At 65.7% G+C, this 19,324-nt stretch carries 15 protein-coding genes; 1 reads left to right on the forward strand and 14 read right to left on the reverse strand.

The genetic code is table 11. The annotated features are described in order from the left end of the window. From miaB to AAFP05_RS03185, 4 genes are all read right to left on the reverse strand, one after another. Positions 1-1,476 carry a tRNA (N6-isopentenyl adenosine(37)-C2)-methylthiotransferase MiaB gene (gene miaB / locus AAFP05_RS03170; RefSeq protein WP_341728406.1) on the reverse strand — a complete coding sequence of 492 codons (1,476 nt, stop codon included), beginning with the start codon at positions 1,474-1,476 and terminating at the stop codon, positions 1-3. A 152-nt stretch (positions 1,477-1,628) separates the two neighbouring features. Beyond that, positions 1,629-2,087 (reverse strand): regulatory protein RecX, encoded by a 459-nt coding sequence (locus AAFP05_RS03175; RefSeq protein WP_341728407.1) that lies wholly within the window; start codon positions 2,085-2,087, stop codon positions 1,629-1,631. A gap of 59 nt (positions 2,088-2,146) precedes the next feature. Beyond that, entirely contained in the window at positions 2,147-3,190 is a 1,044-nt protein-coding gene (gene recA, locus AAFP05_RS03180; protein ID WP_341728408.1) for a recombinase RecA, read from the reverse strand. A gap of 205 nt (positions 3,191-3,395) precedes the next feature. After that, entirely contained in the window at positions 3,396-3,590 is a 195-nt protein-coding gene (locus tag AAFP05_RS03185) for a DUF3046 domain-containing protein (RefSeq protein WP_341728409.1), read from the reverse strand. Between the two features lie 199 nt (positions 3,591-3,789). On the opposite strand from AAFP05_RS03185, the gene AAFP05_RS03190 reads away from it, so the two are divergent. Continuing rightward, a complete protein-coding gene (locus AAFP05_RS03190; RefSeq protein ID WP_341728410.1) occupies positions 3,790-8,340 on the forward strand; it encodes a DEAD/DEAH box helicase in 4,551 nt (1,516 codons plus the stop codon). A 146-nt stretch (positions 8,341-8,486) separates the two neighbouring features. On the opposite strand, the gene AAFP05_RS03195 is transcribed toward AAFP05_RS03190, so the two are convergent. From AAFP05_RS03195 to leuC, 10 genes are all read right to left on the reverse strand, one after another. Further along, positions 8,487-8,750, reverse strand: coding sequence for a helix-turn-helix transcriptional regulator (locus AAFP05_RS03195; protein ID WP_341728411.1), 264 nt, complete (start codon positions 8,748-8,750; stop codon positions 8,487-8,489). Between the two features lie 99 nt (positions 8,751-8,849). After that, positions 8,850-9,401 carry a CinA family protein gene (locus AAFP05_RS03200; RefSeq protein ID WP_341728412.1) on the reverse strand — a complete coding sequence of 184 codons (552 nt, stop codon included), beginning with the start codon at positions 9,399-9,401 and terminating at the stop codon, positions 8,850-8,852. Continuing rightward, positions 9,398-10,090: a CDP-diacylglycerol--glycerol-3-phosphate 3-phosphatidyltransferase gene (pgsA, locus tag AAFP05_RS03205; protein WP_341728413.1), complete on the reverse strand. Its 693-nt coding sequence runs from the start codon at positions 10,088-10,090 to the stop codon at positions 9,398-9,400. Before pgsA ends, AAFP05_RS03200 begins: the two co-directional genes overlap by 4 nt. A gap of 65 nt (positions 10,091-10,155) precedes the next feature. After that, a complete protein-coding gene (gene rimO / locus AAFP05_RS03210) occupies positions 10,156-11,613 on the reverse strand; it encodes a 30S ribosomal protein S12 methylthiotransferase RimO (protein ID WP_341728414.1) in 1,458 nt (485 codons plus the stop codon). Continuing rightward, positions 11,610-14,150 carry a DNA translocase FtsK gene (locus AAFP05_RS03215; RefSeq protein WP_341728415.1) on the reverse strand — a complete coding sequence of 847 codons (2,541 nt, stop codon included), beginning with the start codon at positions 14,148-14,150 and terminating at the stop codon, positions 11,610-11,612. Before AAFP05_RS03215 ends, rimO begins: the two co-directional genes overlap by 4 nt. Before the next feature lie 82 nt (positions 14,151-14,232). Next, on the reverse strand, positions 14,233-15,207 hold the full coding sequence (locus tag AAFP05_RS03220) for a thiamine-phosphate kinase (protein ID WP_341728416.1): 975 nt from the start codon (positions 15,205-15,207) through the stop codon (positions 14,233-14,235). Between the two features lie 9 nt (positions 15,208-15,216). Continuing rightward, positions 15,217-16,335: a D-alanine--D-alanine ligase family protein gene (locus AAFP05_RS03225; protein WP_341728417.1), complete on the reverse strand. Its 1,119-nt coding sequence runs from the start codon at positions 16,333-16,335 to the stop codon at positions 15,217-15,219. Between the two features lie 63 nt (positions 16,336-16,398). Then, positions 16,399-17,187: a lysophospholipid acyltransferase family protein gene (locus AAFP05_RS03230; RefSeq protein WP_341728418.1), complete on the reverse strand. Its 789-nt coding sequence runs from the start codon at positions 17,185-17,187 to the stop codon at positions 16,399-16,401. 99 nt (positions 17,188-17,286) lie between these two features. Next, positions 17,287-17,892: a 3-isopropylmalate dehydratase small subunit gene (leuD, locus tag AAFP05_RS03235; protein ID WP_341728419.1), complete on the reverse strand. Its 606-nt coding sequence runs from the start codon at positions 17,890-17,892 to the stop codon at positions 17,287-17,289. A 14-nt stretch (positions 17,893-17,906) separates the two neighbouring features. Beyond that, complete coding sequence (gene leuC / locus AAFP05_RS03240; RefSeq protein ID WP_341728420.1) at positions 17,907-19,304, reverse strand: 3-isopropylmalate dehydratase large subunit; 1,398 nt, start codon at positions 19,302-19,304, stop codon at positions 17,907-17,909. Positions 19,305-19,324: the final 20 nt, after the last annotated feature.

The raw sequence follows: 19,324 nt of genomic DNA on the forward strand, positions 1-19,324 counted from the left end.
TCAGGGAACCTGAATCGCGGGAAGCCCGAGCCCGATTCCGGTTGGACGCGGTTGGTGGGCCGCCTGCCAGGCATCGCCGCCGCGAGTACGGCGCAGGCTGCGGATCGGCGCATCGGCTACCAGATGGTGCGGAGCCGCATGGGTGATCTGCACCTCGGCGATGTCTCCCGGGCGCGGCTGAAGAGCCGTATCGTCGGGTATCGCGACATGGATCAGTCTGTTGTCGCGGGCGCGTCCGCTGACTCGCGCGGTGCGGTGGTCCTTGCGTCCCTCGCCCGCAGCGAAAAGGACCTCCACGGTGCTGCCGACCAGCGCCTTGTTTTCGTCCCAGGCGATCTGCTCGATCTCGGCCACCAACCGCTCGTAGCGTTCCTGGACGACCTCAGCGGGCACCTGGTCGGGCATGGTGGCCGCCGGTGTGCCCGGCCGGATGGAGTACTGGAAGGTGAACGCCGCACTGAACCGTGCCCGGCGGACCACATCGAGTGTCTCTTCGAAGTCCTCGTCGGTCTCACCTGGAAAGCCGACGATGATGTCCGTGGTGATCGCCGCGTGCGGCATCGCGGAGCGCACATCGTCCAGGATGCGCAGGAAGCGGTCGTGGCGGTAGCTACGGCGCATTGCACGAAGAACCTTGTCGGATCCCGATTGCAGGGGCATGTGCAGGCTCGGCATGATGTTGTGCGTCTCGGCCATGGCCTCGATGACATCGTTGGTGAACGAGGCCGGATGGGGGCTGGTGAACCGTACTCGCTCCAAGCCATCGATTTCGCCGCAGGAGCGCAACAGCTGGGCGAAGGCCGTGCGATCGCCGAACTCCACACCATAGGTGTTCACGTTCTGTCCGAGCAGCGTGATCTCCTGGACGCCGTCGCCGACCAGCATCTCGATCTCGCGCAGTATCTCGCCGGGCCTGCGATCAGTCTCTTTGCCGCGCAGGCTCGGCACGATGCAGAAGGTGCAGGTGTTGTTGCAGCCGACGCTGACCGACACCCAGGCCGCATACGCCGAGTCACGCCGGGTGGGCAGGTTGGACGGAAAGGTCTGTAGGGCCTCCTTGATCTCCACCTGCGCCTGCTCGGTGATTCGAGCTCGCTCCAACAGCACCGGCAACGAACCAAGATTGTTCGTGCCGAAGACGACGTCGACCCAAGGAGCCTTGGCCGTGATCAGATCACGGTCCTTTTGAGCCATGCAGCCGCCCACGGCGATCTGCATGCCGGGACGCTCGCGCTTGATGCGCGCCATATGGCCAAGGTTGCCGTAGAGCCTGTTGTCGGCGTTCTCACGTACGGCGCAGGTATTGAAGACGACCACGTCGGCATCGGCGACCTCGCCGGACGACGGGGGTGCAGCGACCAGCCCCGCCTCCTCGAGAAGTCCTGCGATGCGTTCGGAATCGTGCACGTTCATCTGGCACCCATAGGTGATGACCTGGTAGGTGCGCGATGCGGACGGTGTGATCTGCGTGGTCATGGCCCATCCACTGTAATGGTTGAGTCGCCCGGATCGAGATTCGTCGATGCCGGATCCGGTTCTCGGTTCGGCGCATGCACCGATCTGGACGTCGTGCTGGCCAAGACGCTGCGGCTCGACACGATCGAGCGCTGACCGCAAACGCGATCGTTCTACGGCTCGGCAAGCTCCTCAAGGGCTTGCCGAGCGGACGACCACGCCAGCTCCCCACTGAATCCGCGCCTGCCCAGTGCCCCGGCTATCCGGCGCAATGCCACCTCGCGGTCCAGGCCAGCTGCGCTACGCGCCTTACGACGAGCGAACTCCAGCGCTGAGTCGGCCTCGACCTCGTGGTCGACGGGTGCCACCGCCTCGGCGATGGTCTCCTCGTCGATCCCCTTGCGGCGTAACTCGACGGTCAACGCGCGACGCGGTAGCAGTCGTCCGCGTTGTCGGGTGTCCACCCACTGCTGCGCGAAAGCGGTGTCGTTGATCAGCCCGACCTCTTCGAACCGGCGGAGCACCTGCTCTATGGGATCGTGCTCCGCACCCTTGCGGGCCAGGTACTGAGCGAGCTCTACCCGGCCGTAGGCACGTCGATCGAGAGCTCGCAGGGCGATTTCACGGGTCACCGAGTACGCGTCGGCCGCTGGTTCGGCCGCGATGCCATCGGCCGGGGGTTCCTCGGCGATCAGAAGTCGACCTCTCCGGTAACCGGATCGACGCCCTCGGGCACTTCTGCCTCACCCATACCCATCGCTTGGCGAATCTTGGTGTCCAACTCGTTGGCCATGTCCGGATTCGCCAGCAGATAGTTGCGGGCATTCTCCTTGCCTTGGCCCAGCTGATCGTCGCCGTAGGTGAACCACGAACCCGCCTTGCGCACGAGCCCGACATCCACACCCATGTCGATCAGACTGCCCTCGCGAGAGATGCCTCGTCCGTACATGATGTCGAACTCCGCCTGCTTGAACGGCGGCGCGACCTTGTTCTTGGCGACCTTCACGCGTGTACGGTTGCCTACGACCTCAGTGCCGTCCTTGAGCGACTCAATGCGTCGCACATCGAGACGGACCGACGAATAGAACTTCAATGCACGGCCACCGGTGGTGGTCTCGGGGCTGCCGAACATGACGCCGATCTTCTCGCGCAGCTGGTTGATGAAGATCGCCGTGGTGTTGGCAGATTTCAGGGCGCCGGTGATCTTGCGCAATGCCTGGCTCATCAGCCGGGCCTGCAGGCCGACATGGGAGTCGCCCATCTCGCCCTCGATCTCGGCCTTCGGGGTGAGCGCGGCCACGGAGTCGATGACGATCAGTGCCAGTGCACCCGAGCGAATCAGGGTATCGGCGATCTCAAGTGCCTGCTCGCCGTTGTCGGGCTGGCTCACCAGCAGCGCATCGGTATCGACACCGAGCGCTGCGGCATAGGTCGGGTCAAGAGCATGCTCGGCGTCGATGAAGGCGCAGATGCCGCCTTCGGCTTGCGCATTGGCGATCGCATGCAATGCGACGGTGGTCTTGCCGCTCGATTCGGGACCGTAAACCTCAACGATGCGGCCTCGGGGAAGTCCACCGATACCAAGAGCGACATCGAGCGCAATCGAACCGGTGGGGATGACTTCGATCTGGGCGTGGCTCTGATCTCCCAGCCGCATGATCGCGCCTTTGCCGTGCTGCTTCTCAATTTGGGCGAGTGCTGCCTGGAGGGCCTTCTCGCGATCTGCAACAGCCATCTTGCCTTGTCCTCTCTGTGCCAGGGATGCCCTGGAAGTATGGGTGGTTGACGTTGACAGCAATCTAGACCGGCCTGCCGACATTTTTTACCGCCCGCCTTGGACTGTGGATAACTCCGTCACGTTCTCAACCTCCAACAAGGATAACCGAACACGTGTTCGAAGTGCATCTTTGCGCGCGTGTCGCGCTGACATTTCGTATGCCTCAACGATCGCTTGCGGGCAGCTCAAGCTGCGTCCAAGCAGCGCGCCAGATCGTCTTGCACGGCACGCCGGCGGAGAGCGCTTCGGCTACCGTGCGTCCGGCGAGATCACTCAGCACGACCTGCTCCGCCCACACGCGGGCATAGCCTGACCCTAGGTGGGCGACGAGTCGCTGCCATAGTTCGGCTTCACGCATGGCCTCTACGCTACGGGTACCGGCAAGGGTCCTGAACCCGGATCCACCGATTTCCGCCTACTGCGCGACCCCGCAGGCACGCCGGATTCAGGCTGAAACCGTGGTCCGCCCGGTGCCTTTGCCTGCCGTGTGCGGTCATCACCCGCCCGATCTGCTGCGAGGATCGGTTTTTGTCAGTGGCCATGGTCACAATGACTGCATGGACGACACGGTTTCCCCCGACGCGCTGGCTCGGTTCAGCGAGCCCACCCGCGTCTGGTTCGAGGAAGCCTTCGAGCGTCCGACCACCGCGCAATGCGCAGCATGGCAGGCCATCGGTGCCGGCGAGCACGCGCTGGTGGTCGCCCCCACCGGGTCCGGCAAGACACTCGCCGCCTTCCTGCACAGTCTGGACAGACTTGCGACCACTCCCGCTAGCGGCAAGGTGCGGGTGCTCTATATCTCGCCGTTGAAGGCACTGGCGGTCGATGTGGAGCGCAACCTTCGTGTCCCGCTACGCGGCATGCAAGCCGCCGCACGCCGGCTCGGGCTGCCACCCCCCGAGGTGCGGGTGGCAGTGCGGTCGGGAGACACGCCGGCCAGCCAGCGCCGCGGCCTGGTGCGTCATCCTCCCGACATCTTGATAACGACTCCCGAGTCGCTGTTCCTGATGCTCTCCGGCGGCGCGGCCGAGACACTCACCCAGGTCGAAACCGTCATCGTCGATGAGGTTCATGCACTGGCCGCGACGAAACGCGGCGCGCACCTGGCCGTCAGCCTGGAACGGTTGTCGTCCGCCGGTGTCGATCCGCAGCGCATCGGACTATCGGCGACCGTCAATCCGGTTCAGCAGGTGGCCGGCTTCTTGGGCGGGGATCGCCGGGTCAGCGTCATCGAGCCGCCCTCGAACAAGAAGTGGCAGCTGAGCATTGAGGTGCCGGTCGACGACATGACCGAGTTGCATGCCAGCGTTGGCACCGACGGCGAGGCCGTCACCAACTCGATCTGGACCTGGGTCACGCCCCGCATTCTCGACCTCATCGAGCAGCACCGATCGACGATCTGCTTCGTGAATTCACGGCGCAGCGCCGAGCGGCTGACCGCCCAGCTCAACGAACTGAACGCGATGCGCCACGGCGAGCCCTATGTCCAGTTCGATCCACCGAACGTAGCCACCGCGCGGTCCGGTTCGAGTCCCGGCTATGACGAATCGTCTGGGGTACCCATCGTCGCCCGGGCCCACCACGGCTCGGTCAGCAAGCACCGCCGGCTCGAGATCGAGTCCGAGCTCAAGGCCGGACGGCTGCCCTGCGTGGTCGCCACCTCTTCGCTCGAACTCGGCATCGACATGGGTGCGGTCGATCTGGTGATTCAAGCTCAGGCACCCGGATCGGTGGCCAGCGCCCTGCAACGCATCGGACGAGCGGGGCACGGCGTGGGCGCGGTCAGCCGTGGCGTCTTCTTTCCGACCTCACGTGGCGATCTGCTGGAATGCACCGTGGTCGTCGACCGTATGAAGCAGGCGTTGATCGAGGCGCTGCCGCGGTTGCGCAACCCACTGGACGTCTTGGCGCAGCAACTCGTCTCGATCTGCCTGATCCGTCCGCAACGGCCGGCCGAGATCTTCGATCTGGTCCGTAGATCCGATCCGTTCCGTGAGTTGCCGCGTTCGGGATTCGACGCGGTCGTCGATATGTTGTGCGGTCGCTATCCCAGTGAGCAGTTCGCGGAGCTTCGCCCCCGCCTCGCGCTCGACGCCACGACCGGAGTGCTGTCGGCCAGGCCGGGGGCCCGGCAGCTGGTCACCATCAGCGGAGGGACGATCCCCGATCGCGGCAACTACCCGGTATATCTGGCAGGCAGCGCCAGCGGCACCGGCGAACGGGCCAATGCCGGACGCCGGGTCGGCGAGCTGGACGAAGAGATGGTCTACGAATCCAGAGTGGGCGATGTCTTCACCCTCGGCACGACCAGTTGGCGCATCGAAGAGATCACAGTCAACCACCTGGTCGTCAGTCCGGCGCCCGGGGCTCCCGGACGGTTGCCGTTCTGGCACGGCGACTCGGCTTCCCGCCCGATCGAGCTCGGCGAGGCTATCGGGGAGCTGACCGGCCGGCTCGCCACCGACCCGGACGGCTGCGTGGCACAGCTACCGGCCCGCGCTGGCCTGGACGCGTCTGCCACCAGCAATCTGGTGCGCTATGTCCGCGATGAGCTGGCCGCCACCGGCGCGGTGCCCGACAGCGGCACGATCGTCGTCGAGCGGTTTCGCGACGAACTCGGCGACTGGCGAGTCTGCGTACTGACGAGCGTCGGTAGCGCGGTGCTCACGCCGCTGTCGATGCTGCTCCGCAGCCAGCTGCGCGAACGCTACGAAGCCGACCCGCAGGTGATGTGCACCAACGACGGCATCGTGCTGCGGGTGCCCGACACCGACGCCGAACCTCCCGGTGCTGAGATCCTCACCGGAATCGATCTGACCAGCGTTCAGCAGCTCGTCGAGCGCGAGGTGGGCGCGTCCGCGCTGTTCTCGGCACGGTTCCGGGAATGCGCGGCACGCGCGCTGCTGCTCCCCAAACGCAATCCGGGTAAGCGTTCGCCGCTGTGGCAGCAGCGTCAACGGGCGGCCCAACTGCTTCAGGTAGCCCGCGAATACCCCGACTTTCCGATCACTCTGGAAGCCATCCGCGAGTGTCTCGACGACGTCTTCGACATGCCCGGCCTGCTGGACCTGCTCGGCGCGATCCAAGCGCGGCGAATCCGGGTGGTCGGGATCGAGACCGAACAGGCATCCCCGTTCGCTCAGCAGTTGGTCTTCGGACTCGTCGGGACGTTCATCTACGACGGCGATCAGCCGGTGGCCGAGCGGCGGCTGGCTGCGCTGAGTCTCGACCCGACGATGCTGGACGAGTTGCTGGGCCGCGGCGGCGAAGGCGATCTCTTCGATCCGGCGATCGCGGACGAGCTCAATGACGAGCTGCAACGACTGGCCCCGGGCTGGCAGGCCGGCGATGCCGAACAACTGTGGGATCTGCTCCGCAGGATCGGCCCATTGACCGCTGTCGAGCTCGCCGAACGTTGCTCCCCCGCCACCGGCGTCACCGATTGGCTGACCGGGCTGGCCGAGCAAGGACGAGTCAGCCGGCTGAGCTTCGACGTTCCTTCGCGCGAATCGAACCGGACCGGTCCCGGCGACGGGTGCATGTGGGTGGTCACCGATGACCTGGATTGGCTCGCGCCCACGCACGGCGACGATCGGTGTCCACGGGCCGAGCTGACGCCCAGCGCGGTCGAGCGGCTCTGCGAACGTTGGTCGAGGCATCACGTGCTGGTCTGGCCGACTCAACTCAGCGAGCGCTTCGGTATCGGCGAACGGGTCATCCGTGCGGGCCTCGATGTGCTCTGCGCGACCGGGGAGCTCACCAGATACGGGCAGGCCGAACCCGGTGCAGCGCCTCGCTTCATTCACCGGCGCGTTCTGGACGCCCTGAAACACCGGACGCTGGCTCGGCTGCGGCGCAGTGTGCAACCGGTGGGCCAGCAGGCATTCGCGGGTTTTCTGACCAGTTGGCAGGAGCTGGATGTCGCTGGAACAGGCGTGGGAACGCTCAGCGCGGCCATCGATCAGCTGGCCGGGGTACCGATCCCGGCGTCAATTCTCGAATCGGTGGTACTGCCCGCCCGGGTGGCCGACTACCGCCCGGAGATGCTCGACGAGTTGCTGTCAGATGGCGCCGTCCGCTGGAGCGGGCGTGGGCAGATCTCAGACACGGACGGCTGGGTGCAGCTATGGCCCGGTGACGTCGGGCTGCCTGCGATCGACGAACTGCCCAGCGCCACCGCGGTGGCGCTACTGGAGCGGTTGAGCAGCGGCGGCGCATGGCGGGCCGCCGACCTGGCCGACGACGACCTCACCGAAGCCGACGCGCAGCGGTTGATCTGGGAGCTCGCCTGGGCCGGCTGGATCGCCACGGACTCGTTCGCTGTCGTCCGCCAGTGGTGCGGCCAGAAAGTGCAACGACGAATGCGGGCGCCCAGTCCCCGCCGCCGGATGCTTCCGCGCACGATCGTCATTCCCACGCGCCCGGGTGCCAGCACGCGGTGGGCCGCGCTTCCCAGAGGTGAACTCAGCCCCACCGATCAGCTCGTGCAAGACGTCGGTCTGCTGCTCGGACGCCACGGCGTGCTCACCAAACCCGCTGTGGCCAGCGAAGCCCTGGTGCCGAGTTTCGCGCAGGCATACCAGGTGCTGTCGGCACTGGAGGAGCGCGGCGCCATCCGCCGCGGCTATTTCGTTGACGGACTGGGTGGGGCGCAGTTCGCTCTTCCCGGGGCGGTCGAGCGACTGCGGGAGCAAGGATCGGCGACCGGGGGCAGAGCGACAGCGCGTAGTTCGGTACTGGTCTTGGCTTCCTGCGATCCGGCAAATCCCTATGGCGCCGCATTGGGCTGGCCGCAGCTCGAGGGACACCGTCCCAATCGTGGGGCCGGATCGATGGTCTTGCTTGCCGAAGGAGAACTGATCGGCTATCTGGAACGCGGCGCGCACACGTTGATGGTCGCCAAACCCCCGGGTGACCCGCTGCTCGGCGAGGCGTTGCGATGCCTCGCCGACACGATCGACGACGGCCGCATCGACGACATCACCATCGAACGGATCAACGGCCGCCCCGCGCTGGAGGTCCGCGAGTTGCGCGCGGACCTCACCGACGCCGGTTTCGCGATGGTTCCGCAGGGATTCCGCAAACGGCGCCGCGTACCAGGACCCTGACCGGCCGACCGGTCATAGTGCGATCGAGCATGACCGCGCGAGATGCTGATGCGGGCGCGGCCGGTGTTCGTCCATCTTCAGCAGACACTGATAACGGCGCCGCGTCCTCGAAGGACACGACGCCGTCAACAACTATCGAGCGGGGTTCAGGCCGCCAATGCAGCCTGGCGCAGATCGGCCTCACTGAAACGTTCGGCCACTGCGGCGTAGACCTGCGAGAGCGGTACGCCCAAGGCCTGACTGATCGACTGCAGCAGCTCGCTGGAGGCCTCTTTCTGGCCCCGTTCAACCTCAGACAGGTATCCCAGACTTACCCGAGCGGCCAAGGAGACCTCACGCAGCGTGCGTCCTTGACGGATCCGCTCCGAGCGCAACACCTCACCAAGCAATTCACGAGCCAACACAGCCATCGCGTAGCCTCCCAGACAGGCGCCCTAAGTCGAGCGCAGACGAACACTCAACGCGAAGCGCCCGCCCGTTTATTCCGTCCAGAATTCAACTAGTTTCCATCAACCGTGCGCGGGCTCGCGCAAGCACTCGTTCAGCCAGGTCAATGCGGACGCGATGGTCTGCGCGCGGATCTGCCCGCGATCACCCTCCAGGCTCAAGAGCCGCGCCCTGATCGGGTCGTCCCATCGTGGCGGCAGTGCCAGCCCCAGCCAGACGGTCCCGGGCGCCTCACCGTCTTCATCGTCGGGACCGGCGACTCCTGTGCATGACACACCGACATCGGCCCGGCAGTTCCAGGCCGCACCGACCGCCATCTGTTTAGCGGTGTGCTCGTTGATCACCCCATGTTCGGCAATGAACTCGGCGTCCACACCTGCCAGGCTCGCTTTCAGGTCGGACGCATAGGTGATCAGTCCGCCTCGGAAGACCGCCGAGGCGCCTGCCACCGAAGTCAACGCGACACCGATACCGCCGCCGGTGAGCGATTCGCAGGTGGCCACCGTGCAATCGCGGTTCAGCAGCAGTTGAATGGTCTGAGCTGCCGTCGGCGTCAGCTGCTCTACTGCCGCGTCCGGCGGACCAGCGGACGGGCTCGTGTTCGGCCGAGTCATCCCAGATGCTCGCCGTCGTCGGGGAGTGCTTCTGGAGCCTCTGGCAGCTCGACCTCGTCGGCGACACCCTTGCTGATATCGACCGGTCCGCCGGCCTCGAGCGACGCCTTGCGCAGTTTGCTCGCCTCGAAGAGATAGTCGATACCGGTGACCACCGTCAGCACGAACGCGATCCACATCAGCGCCCACTTGATGACCTCGAACCACACGCCGAGGCCGGGCAGCCAGAGCACGAATGCGATCAACGCGAACGATTGCACCAAAGTCTTGAGTTTGCCGCCGCGGTTCGCCGCCATCACGCCGTACTTGAGGATCGCGAAGCGCAGCGCGGTTATCCCCCACTCCCGCAACAAGATGATGATGGTCATCCACCACGGCAGCTCACCGACGACCGACAGCACAACGAATGCCATCCCGGTCAGCGCCTTGTCGGCGATCGAATCCCAGATCTTGCCGAAGTTGGTGACCAGGTCATATTTGCGGGCGATATGACCGTCCAGACTGTCGGTGAGGATCGCGACCACGAAGATGACCGTCGCCCAAAGCCTCCAGCCCTGGTCGTGCGGGTGCATCAGGAAGACGACCACGAAGACCGGCACCAGTACCATCCGCAAAATGGTCAGTGCATTCGGCACATTCCAGGTGAATCCCAGTAACTTCTCGGGCTTGCCACCATCAGCCTGGCTCATGCCTGCTCCTCCCCGGCCCCGCCGTCGGTGCCGCCGTTGAAACTCTACTGGTCGCGGCCGGGTTCTTAGGCCACCTCGGCCATCAGATCGACACCCTCGCTGCCGACCACCACCGCGTCCACGAGGTCACCGATCGCGGGCCGATCCACAGCTATCAGCGAGGTCGTGCCGTCGACCTCCGGCCCCTGATGGGCAGCGCGTCCGCTGATCTCGCCGTCATCGGTGTTCTCGACCAGCACCTGCACGCGTTCACCGATCCGGTCCGCGGCCCGCTGATTGCAGACCTCATCGATCAGCGAGCTGATCGCCTCGTGACGCTCGTCGATCTCGTCCGGATCGAGCCCGCCGTCCATGGTGGCGCCTTCGGTGCCGTCCTCAGGTGAGTAGGAGAAGACTCCGGCAACATCCAGCTGCGCTTCGTCGAGGAAATCGGCCAGGATCTGCACATCGTCGTCGGTCTCACCGGGGAAGCCCACGATGAAGTTGCTGCGGATACCCGCCTGTGGCGCCAGCGCACGCACCCGCGAAATGAGGTTCAAGAACTGCTCGGCGTCGCCGAAGCGCCGCATCCGGCGTAGCAGCGGCCCGGATGCGTGCTGGAAGGAGAGATCGAAGTAGGGCACGACCTTCGGCACGCAGGCCATCGCCTTCAAGATCTCCGGGGTGATTTCGGCCGGCTGCAGGTAGCTGACCCGGATCCACTCCAAACCGTCCACCTCGGTCAACCGCTCCAGCAGATCGGGCAATGCCCGCGGTCTGCCCAAATCCTTGCCGTAGGACGACGAGTTCTCGCTCACCAGCATGATCTCTTTGACGCCTTCGCCGGCCAGCCAATGGGCCTCGGCGATGATCTCATCGGCCGGGCGCGACAGATACGAGCCGCGGAATGACGGAATCGCGCAGAAGGCGCACCTGCGGTCACAGCCCGAGGCGATCTTCAGCGGAGCGAACGGTCCGCCGTGCAGCCTGCGGCGCAGCACCGGCGGTCCCAGCAGCGGACGATGGTCCGCGTCACGATCTGCGGTATCCAACGCCAGCCGCGATGCGCCATGACCGGGCACGGCCAACGGCGCCCGCATGTCATGGGCAGCCGCCTGGCGGGCAGCGGGCATCAACGGCAGCAGCGTGCGACGGTCCTTGGGTTCATGCGAAGCGACGTGCCCACCGGCAAGAATCGTCCGCAGCTTCGCGGCGATCTGGGGATAGGAGTCGAAGCCCAGCACCGCGTCCGCCTCGGGCAATGCCGCTGCCAACTCGTTGCCATAGCGTTCGGCCATGCACCCGACAGCGACAACGGCCCGGGCCTGCCCGGAGGCCTTGTGGTCGGCCGCGGACAGCAGGGTGTCGATGGAGTCCTTCTTGGCCTGTTCGATGAATCCGCAGGTGTTGACCATGATGACCTCTGCCTGGTCGGGGTCATCGACCAGGCAGAAGCCTTCGGCGTCCAGCCGGGCAGCAAGTTCCTCGGAGTCAACGTCGTTTCGTGAGCAACCGAGGCTCACCAGGTGGACTGCAGTCGTCATGATCCGTTCGCCAGATTGGCGAGCACCTCATCCAAATCGTCGGGCTTGACGAGAACCTCTCGCGGCTTGCTGCCTTCGGACGGGCCGACGACACCACGGTTCTCCAAGATGTCCATGATACGTCCGGCCTTGGCGAAGCCCACTCTCAGCTTGCGTTGCAGCATCGAGGTGGAACCCAGCTGCAACTCGATGATGTGCCTGGCAGCGTCCAGCACCAGTTCCAGATCGTCACCGATGTCCTCAGCCACCTTCGGGGCCGCCTCCGCAGCGGCGGCCACGTCCGGGCGATACTGCGGGGTCAGCTGGGTCTTCAGGTATTCGGCAACCTCGCGGATCTCCGCCTCTGTCACCCAGGCCCCTTGCACGCGCATCGGCTTGGACGCACCCATCGGCAAGAAGAGCCCATCGCCTTGGCCGACCAGTTTCTCGGCACCGGGCTGATCGAGGATGACCCGCGAGTCGGTCATCGAACTGGTTGCGAACGCCAGACGGCTGGGCACGTTCGCCTTGATCAAACCGGTCACCACATCGATCGATGGACGCTGAGTCGCCAGCACCAGGTGAATACCTGCGGCGCGGGCCAGCTGGGTGATGCGCACGATCGAGTCCTCGACGTCGCGTGGAGCCACCATCATCAGGTCCGCGAGTTCGTCGACCACTACCAGCAGATACGGGTAGGCAGCCAGCACCCGCTCGCTGCCCGGAGGCAGCTGCACTTGGCCGCCGCGGACGGCCTTGTTGAAGTCATCGATATGCCGGAAGCCGAATGCCGCCAGGTCGTCGTAGCGCTGATCCATCTCGCGCACCACCCATTGCAGCGCGTCCGCTGCCTTCTTCGGGTTGGTGATGATCGGGGTGACCAGGTGCGGGATGCCCTCGTACTGGTTGAGTTCGACCCGCTTGGGGTCGACCAGCATCATGCGCACCTCGTCGGGCGTGGAGCGGATCATGATCGAGGTGATCAGCGAGTTCACGAAGCTCGACTTGCCTGAACCGGTGGCGCCGGCGACCAGCAGATGCGGCATCTTGGCGATGTTGGCGATGACGTAGCCGCCCTCGACATCCTTGCCCAGGCCGACGGTCAGCGGATGATGATCGTTGCGGGCCTTCTGGCTGCGCAGTACATCGCCGAGGGACACGACCTCCTTGTCCCGGTTGGGAATCTCGATGCCGATGGCCGAGCGCCCCGGGATCGGGCTGAGGATGCGCACATCTGCCGAGCCGACGGCGTAGGCGATGTTCTTCGACAGACCGGTGACTTTCTCGACCTTGACTCCGTTGCCGACCTCGACCTGGTAGCGCGTGACCGTCGGCCCGCGGGTGTAGCCGGTGACTCGTGCGTCGATATCGAATTCGGTGAAGACATCGCTCAGTCGTCCGACGACTGCATCGGACGCCTCGGTACGCGCCTTCGGGATCGTGCCGGCCTTCAGCATGGCAGGATCCGGCAACGTGTAGACGACATCGCCCGACAGCGCGAGTTGCTCCGAACGCTGCGGTGCCGCCGTATGTGGTGGGGCCTCCAGCTCGACGGGGGGCTCGGGTTCGGCGGTCGCCAATCCGGCAGTGACCTTGGTCTTGGACCGGCCGGGCCGTACCGGCGGTGGCTCCGGGGCCAGGAACTCGCTCGTCTCGTGCTCCGCCAAAACACCTTCGGCGCTGCCGGGTTCGATCGCGGCCGGCTCGTCGATCCTGGTCGAAGGTTCCCGGTGCCCCACCAGGGGCGTGTCATAGGCCTCGTCCACACCGTAGTGCAGCTTCTCGGCAGCGGCATCGCGACCGGCGGCGAATCGGCTTGCGAACCAGCCTGCCACGCGCTGCGCGAGCGCCGCCCACTCGTAGAGCGGACGCCCGACGACGATGACCAGCCCGAACAAGCCGATCAGCGAGAGCACGAAGGCGGCCAGCCACAGCGGCATCAGCTGGGTCATCATCGAGGACGCGACGTAGCCGACGATACCCCCGAAGCCGCGCAGCAGTTCCATGTCCGAAGGCGCAGGCAGCGGCGAGTGAGCCAGATTGACCACGCCCTGCACACCGAAGCCGAGAATCGTCCAGCCGACGAACTGGCGTCCGGCCGGTCCGTTGGCCTCCGGGTTGCGCAGCGTGCGCCAGCTCATCAAGGCCAGCAGCACGGGCAGTGCGTAGCCGCTCAGGCCGACGACGGTGGATACGCCGATGCGAACCCACTCCCCCAGCAGTCCGGGAATGGCCAGCCAGAAGGATGCGGCCACGATCACGGCCAGGCAGAACAGTCCCAGGCCGACGCCATCGCGACGCAGCGCGGAATCGGCCTGATGCGTGTCTCCGACGCCGCGGGCAAGCCTGCCCAAGCCACGCGCGGTGCCATTCCAGATCCCCGACAGCACCCGCCCAACCGGGTTCGGAGGGGTCGCCGGAGTCTGCGTCCGGCTGGTTCTTCTGGACGCTGGTTTCTTTGAGCTTCCGGACGCGCGCGAACTCGGTTTCGACGTCCTGCTGCTGGAGCTGGACGATGAACCGCGAGACCGCGCCGGGGAAGACGCGCTGGTCACCATGTCGGCAGATTACCGCAGGCTCAATGCACACCCGGGGATTCCCACGCCGGTCAACTCCGCACGGCAGTCACGATCCCCGTGTTCACGAGCGGAAATGCGTCCAGCCTTTGTCGCCTTCCCATTGCGCGCCGTCCACCAACACGACCGGACCAGTCTCCTCATCGGCGTGGCCCACCAGCCCGACGACATCCCAGCCGTCAGGTACCTTGCCGGGTGCGAAGGTGGCGGCCATGGCGTGATCCTCGCCGCCGCCGAGCACGAACCCGAGCGGGTCGGCATTCAGCGCGGAGGCGACAGCGTGCACCGGATCGGCCACGGTGAACCGCGCCGAATCCAGGTCGATCGAGACCTCGCTGGCCTCGGCAATATGCCCGAGATCGGCGAGCAGGCCGTCCGAGACGTCGATCATCGCGGACGCGCCGGCCTCGGCGGCCTGACGTCCGGCGCCGTAGGGCACCTGAGGAGCACGTTGGGAATCCACTGCCGCTCGAGGCGACCGGAAGCCGCGCAGCAGCGCTGCCAGGCCTGCGGCCGCCCAGCCGAGCCGTCCGCGCACGGCGACAACATCGTCCGGCCGGGCACCTGATCGCAGCACCGGCCCACGGCCACCGGTCTCGCCGATCACTGTGACCGAGATGGTGATGTCGCGCGCCGATGTCATATCGCCTCCGACCAGCGCGACTCCGCCCAGTTCGGCCTCCTCGCGGACCCCGGTCATGAACTCCTTGACCCAGGTGACCGGCAGATCTGAAGGCAGCCCCAGACTGATCACCATCGCCACCGGTGTGCCGCCCATGGCCTCCACGTCGGCCAGGTTCACCGCGACGCACTTGTGACCGATCTCGGCAGGGCTCGACCAGCTGCGTCGGAAATGGACGCCCTCGATCAGCATGTCAGTGGTCGTCAGCGCCGAGCCGTTGATCAGATAGACGGCGCAGTCATCGCCCGGACCAACCGAAACCGCGGGCGGCAGGGCGAGATTGCGGGTGATCAAGCTGATGAGGGGAAACTCGCCGAGATCCCCGACAGTCTCGTTTTGGGCGCTGCCAGAAGTCATGACGACAAACTACCGAATGACCGAGTTCGGGCGGGTCAAAGCCTGCTCGATCAGGTCGGTGATGAGGTCGCGATAGTCGAGACCGGTGACCTGCCACAGGCTCGGGAACATCGAAAGCTCGGTGAATCCGGGCATCGTGTTGATCTCATTGATGATGACCTCGCCGTCCGAGGTCACGAAGGTGTCGACCCGAGCGAGGCCTTCGACCTCCAAGCAGGTGAAGCACTCGGCGGCCACCCGCCGGACCTGCTGCTCGATCTCGGCCGGCAGCTCTGCCGGGATCTTCAAGTCGACCTGCCCCTCGGGCAGGTACTTGGCATCGAAATCGTAGAACGCCGATTCGGTGTGGACGACGATCTCACCTGGACGCGAGGTCCGCACGTCGCCACCTGCTGTCAGCGGGCCCAGCACCGCACACTCGACCTCGCGCGCGTTGAGGAAGCCCTCCTCGACGATCACCTTGGGATCGAAGCCGCGGGCCTGCTCGATGGCCTCGGCCAGCCCGGACGGATCGCTCACCCGCGAGATGCCCACCGATGAACCGCCACGGGCAGGCTTCACATAGACGGGGAACTGCACAGAGCCGGTGATGCGCGCGCAGCAGGCCTGCGGATCGGTATCCCACTGGCGTGCCGTGATCAGTTCGTAGGGTCCGACCGGTAATCCGGCGCTGACCAGGGAGACCTTCATGAGATGCTTGTCCATGCCGATGGCGCTGGCGGCGACACCAGAGCCGACATAGGGCAAACCGAGCATCTCGAGCTGACCCTGAATGGTGCCGTCCTCGCCGTATGCCCCGTGCAGCACGGCCAGCGCCACGTCGATATCGACCGGCTGACCCGAACCATCGCAGTTGATCAATCGGACGCCGTCGGCCTCGCGGATCAGGCTCGCCGAGGGCAGGTGATCGTCCAACTCGGGAAGTTTACGGCCCTCGGCTCGCAGCGCCGAGATCTCATCGATGCTCATCCGGTGCCAGATGCCCGACGGCGAGATCCCGATGCCGTAGACCTCGAAACGGTCGGTGTTGATGGCCTTCGCGACCCCTGCCGCTGTCAAACAGGAGATCTGATGTTCTGTGCTCTGACCACCGAAGATCAGGGCTACACGGGTACGGGCTGCTGGCATCGTCTTCCTTCCGCGGAAACTGCGTTCACACTACATCGGAGCATTTCGGCCTCGGCGGGCAGATCAACTCACTGCCTCGATCCTGGGCACCCGCCGCTTCAGCCTCGGCTGCCAGCGGCCGGTCGGGGCCTTCGCGCCGCGGGCCAGCTCCACCTGTGCGGTGATGGCGTCCATGATGCGAACTGACGCGGCGCGCACAGCGTGCCGGTCGTCCGCCCCGCCCGCGAACTCGCTGAGGTCCACCGGCGCCCCGCAGTCGATCGTGACGGCGGCACGCCGCAACGTGAACGGCCTGATCTTGCGGGGTGGCAGAGCAAAGCTCGCCCCCCACTGGCCGATCGGGATGACGGGGGCACCGCTCGCCAGTGCCAGCCGGGCAGCGCCGGTGTGCGCTGCCATCGGCCACTCGTCCGGGTCGAAGGTGATGGTGCCCTCGGGGTAGATCACGATCACCTGGCCTGCCTGCAAACTCCTGGCCGCCTCGCCGAGTGCATCGCCGGCCTGCCTGCCGTCCCGTTGTACCGGGATCTGCTCCGCATCCCTCAGCAGGGCACCGAGCACCGGTAGATCGAAGAGGTTCGCCCTGGCCAGAAAGTGCGGCCAACGCCCGTTGTAGGCCAGGAATTCGCCGACCAGCACCGGATCGAGTGAGCTGATGTGGTTCGGGACGATGATCGCCGGGCCGGTCGCGGGCAGCCGCTCGCCGCCTCGCCAGGTAGGGGTTTGGGTGAGTATCCGGGCGAGCCGGTGGACGCCGGGGACCAGCGTGCGAAAGGTGCGATTCGTCGGCTCGACGTTGACCCGGCCGAGCTCACCACGATAAAGCCGCTTGACCGGTACCGAAGAACTCACGGTCCCATCATGCCCGGCCGTGGCCGAGGCAAACACGTCGCCGCCCGCGTGGCAAGACGGGCGGCGATGTGGCGTGACTGGTGCGGCATCGGATCCCGATCAGCCGGCGACCTTCGCGGGCAGGGTCTTCGGCTTGAAACTCGGACGCTTGGCCTCATAGGCGGCAATATCGTCCTCGTGCTGCAGGGTTGCCGCGATGTCGTCCAGGCCTTCGAGCAGCCGCTGCGCAGTGTAGTCGTCGATCGTGAAGGCGTAGACGTCATCGCCGGCGGTGATGGTACGGCTCGGCAGATCGACGGTCACCTCGGCGCCCGGGTTGGCGTCGGCGTAGGCCCACAGCTTCTCGACGATCGACTGGTCGACGGTGGCGATCAGCAGGCCGGCCTTGCCGGAGTTGCCGCGGAAGATGTCGCCGAAGCGGGAGCCGATGACGACCTTGAAGCCGTAGTTCTGCAACGCCCAGACCGCGTGCTCGCGCGAGGAGCCGGTGCCGAAGTCGGGACCCGCAACCAGCACCGAGGCCTTCTGGAAGGCCGGCTGGTTGAGCAAGAATTCGGGGTCCTTGCGCCATGCGGCGAACAGACCGTCCTCGAAGCCGGTGCGCGTGATGCGCTTCAGGTAGACCGCCGGAATGATCTGGTCGGTGTCGACATTGCTGCGCCGCAGCGGCGCCACGATCCCGGTGTGACTGTTGAACTTGTCCATGTGATTCGTCCTTCTCACAGATCCGACGGGGCGGCCAGATGACCGGTCACCGCGGTGGCCGCGGCAACGGCCGGGCTCACCAGATGAGTGCGCCCGCCCTTGCCCTGTCGTCCCTCGAAGTTGCGGTTGCTGGTGGAGGCGGAACGTTCACCCGGAGCCAACTGGTCGGGGTTCATGCCCAGGCACATCGAGCACCCGGCCTCCCGCCATTCGGCTCCGGCCTGGGTGAAGATCTGATCGAGGCCCTCGGCCATCGCCTGCTCCCGCACTCGGGCCGATCCCGGCACGACCAGCATCCGGACGCCATCGGCTACCTTGCGGCCTTTGATGACACCTGCGGCCAACCGGAGATCCTCGATACGACCGTTGGTGCAGCTGCCCAGGAAGACCGTATCCACATAGATGCCGCGCATCGGAGTGCCGGCCGCCAGCCCCATGTACTCCAGCGCGCGCTGCGCCGATGCCTTGGCCACCTCGTCGTCGAATTCTTCGGGGTTCGGGACGCTGGCCCCCAGACCGACGCCCTGGCCGGGGTTGGTGCCCCAGGTGACGAAGGGGGTGAGCTTGCTCGCATCGATGACGACCTCGGTGTCGAAGACTGCATCATCGTCGGTGCGCAGCGTCTTCCAGTACTCCACTGCAGCGTCCCAATCGGCGCCTTCGGGAGCATGCGGGCGACTCTTGAGGTAGGCGAATGTCGTCTCGTCCGGAGCGATCATGCCTGCCTTGGCGCCCCATTCGATCGACATATTGCAGATCGTCATGCGGCCCTCCATCGACAGACCTCGGATGGTGGAGCCGCGATACTCGGCGATGTAGCCCTGGCCGCCGCCGGTGCTGACCTTGGCGATGAGCGCCAGCACGATGTCCTTGGCGGTTACGTCTTGGGGCAGTTCGCCTTCGACGGTGACGGCCATCGTCTTCGGCCTGGCCTGCATCAGCGTCTGGGTGGCGAGCACATGCTCGACCTCTGAGGTACCGATGCCGAACGCCAGTGCGCCGAAAGCGCCGTGGGTGGAGGTGTGAGAGTCGCCACAAACGATCGTCATACCCGGCTGAGTGATGCCCAGCTGCGGGCCGATGATGTGGACGACGCCCTGATCGCGATCGCCCAGGGAGTGAATGCGAATGCCAAATTCCTTGGCGTTCTTGCGCAGCGTGTCGACCTGGGTCCGGCTCACGAGGTCAGCGATCGGCTTCCTGATGTCGACCGTGGGAGTGTTGTGATCCTCCGTGGCAATCGTAAGCTCAGGACGACGCACTTGGCGTCCTGCCAGCCGAAGGCCCTCGAACGCCTGCGGACTAGTGACTTCGTGACACAATTGCAGATCGATGAAGAGCAGGTCAGGCTCGCCGGCAGCAGAGCGTACGACGTGATCGTCCCAGACCTTTTCGCTCAGAGTTCTTCCCATGCGTCCATGATGACATTGCT

The organism is Brooklawnia sp., assembly GCF_032229645.1.
Taxonomy (GTDB): Bacteria; Actinomycetota; Actinomycetes; order Propionibacteriales; family Propionibacteriaceae; genus Brooklawnia.